Source organism: Vibrio splendidus 12E03 (assembly GCF_000272105.2).
Taxonomy (GTDB): Bacteria; Pseudomonadota; Gammaproteobacteria; order Enterobacterales; family Vibrionaceae; genus Vibrio; species Vibrio splendidus_I.
The window spans coordinates 1-2,338 of the sequence record NZ_AJZD02000169.1 but is presented as its reverse complement, the minus strand read 5'-3'; the positions used below and the strand labels follow the sequence as shown (position 1 = coordinate 2,338).

The window sequence follows — 2,338 nt, the reverse complement described above, 5'->3', positions numbered from 1 at the left end:
AAGAAGACCATTCTTTAAACTAAGTAAGAATGGTCTTCTTTAATGATAGATGAACTTCTTGCATACTCGCTATTTTTCAAGTCAACTCCCGAGTTGGCGTTGATAATCAGCTCGGCATTTCTGTTATCTATATGACCTTCTTCGTTGTTGTAAAAGTCTAGAACAACAATACCAAACCTTTTTCTCTTTTGTTGCTCAGCCAAGAATTCCGTTAGTCCTGGATTCATCTTCGGATCTACTTTACCGAAACCGCCACCCCAAGCGTATTGGTAAGGTGAGTGTCCCCCAAGTGAGATGCTATTGTATGTAATATGCACAGCGTTATCATTTGGTGTCTCCATAGCTCTGTTTATTGAGGAGTGTACGGTAGCCATTTTCTTGTGAGTATCGTGCTGTTGGTATTCATCTTCTATTCGGAATACTTGGTTTTCGGGCGTTGTAAGAGTGAAGGTTGCATTCTTTTCCCACCCATTGGATAGATCGATACCTTCATCGCCATCAAAACGTCTTAACAAAACAATTTTGCTCTGGGCTTCATGCAATGCTGGTATTCGTGGCTCTAAGTAAAATAGATGTTTGTACTTCTCTTGTTTAAGGTATTCGTCGAATTTTGTTTGAATGTCTTTATCACTGTTTGTCGCGGCGTTCATAAGCATAACGACGGATTCACTTGGGTTTTCTGAGAGAAACTTTAAACAATCATTTAGAACATCACCGAAAGAAATGCCGCAACTAAAGTCACCATGGTAAATATTTAGAGGGTCAAGTTCTAGACCGTTTGGTTTCACACGAATGTCGAGGAAACGAATGCCATCCGATAGTTGATCATAAATGCCAAAGTTTTGTGTTCTAGCTCCCCCTTTAAGGGCTTTTTGAGTCCCTGAATCATGAGTCCCCGGCATGGAAATACTGTCCAGTGTTAAGTTTTTGTCTAGTGCACTCATCCAGTTTTTTGTGCTTACGTCAGCCATGTTGTTCTCCGATATAGAATATTTTTGAGCTTTGGTTATAAACCAATCACCAAAGCTCATTTGTTCGTCTTTGGTTTGTGTGTTTGAGTGAGTATTGCTAGAAGTGGTAAGCGCTAAGCATCACTCTACAAGAAGAGGAACTAAGGGTGTGAATAGCGGCCAGTCATAGTTATATTGGTTTGAGAATTGTCCATTTGGAACAAGAATAGCCCAACAGCGGTCGTCGATTCACTCGTTCGTGCCGCTATGCTTCCAGAGCCCACTTTACGTTTGTTCAGCACGTCGACGACGAGCTTCGCACTATCAATAACGCTACCTACTGGGTCTTCAGTAATGATGCTGGATACTACACTTAACGAGTCTTGAACTAGCTGCTCAGCATATTGTTGGTTTACGTTGTCCCATGTAACACCAAACATTTCTTTAGAGCCAATCCACCAGTTGTTGTTAAACTCAAAATGCCCTTGGCCTATAACGAAGTCATCGAAAGTGTATGTAACCCCTTTTATATGAAGTAATAGTGTTCCACGCACTGCAAAGTTTAGAGCTTCTGGCTTTTCGTCATTGAATGTTTTCGCTATTACCCCGCGCTCTTTAGCGCTATTTAGAAACCATTTCGCAACATCACCTGAGTTGTGTCGTCCTGCTTTCACGACAAGCGTGTTCCCTTTACAGCTAACCCCTTCATACGGCTGACCTTTTGTTATCTTGTGCTCTTTTTCGATAAAAGAAATTTCCGAGAGTCCTTCAATAATGAAGGTGAATTCATTGTTGTGAATTTTTGTCATGTGTTTTTCTCCTAGTCCAACGGTGTTGTTGCATTTCTTATATATAAAACTAATTAATTAGCCAGAATTTGTTCTTTCTGGCTATAAAGAAGGTAGTGCTCTATTTGTATATATGCAATTAGTTTCATTTTGAATTTAAATGCAAAACGTGACTGTAGACGTGAGGAGATAGGAGTATTGAATGAGAAAAATACAAGAGAAGAATAGGATAGGTACTTTCTCATTTACGGCGCTACTAGAGGTGAAATTCTTTTATGGGCTTGTAGTCATTCAGTGTTAATGGAGTTGGCTTATGGGGGATAGGGGCCATTGGTAGAGCTTCTTTGCTAGCAATGTTTCCACGATTTTCAAGATTGGGCTTTAGGGTGAATACGCTCATCTCATAAAGATAGAAGCCCTAGAGGGTAAATATAAACTCTAGGGCGCCTCTACGATTTTGTTTCTAGCGTGAGACTGATCCGCTCCAGCAATTTTGGACACTGAGTTACGTAATTTCCCATACTTGAAGTTATTCGTATTTTACTAATTTAAGTAATAGATCTAAATGATTTCTGTCCGTGCGACCTGAGGTCGTATGAA

General features: G+C 40.2%; 2 protein-coding genes. Both read right to left on the bottom strand.

What is annotated here, in order from left to right:
• Positions 1–14 precede the first annotated feature (14 nt).
• Positions 15–1,031: a phosphatidylinositol-specific phospholipase C gene (locus tag A142_RS11715; RefSeq protein WP_019822660.1), complete on the bottom strand. Its 1,017-nt coding sequence runs from the start codon at positions 1,029–1,031 to the stop codon at positions 15–17.
• A gap of 80 nt (positions 1,032–1,111) precedes the next feature.
• The gene (locus A142_RS11710; RefSeq protein WP_019822658.1) at positions 1,112–1,759 is read right to left on the bottom strand and encodes a hypothetical protein; all 648 of its coding nucleotides are present in this window, start codon (positions 1,757–1,759) and stop codon (positions 1,112–1,114) included.
• Between the last annotated feature and the right edge of the window lie 579 nt (positions 1,760–2,338).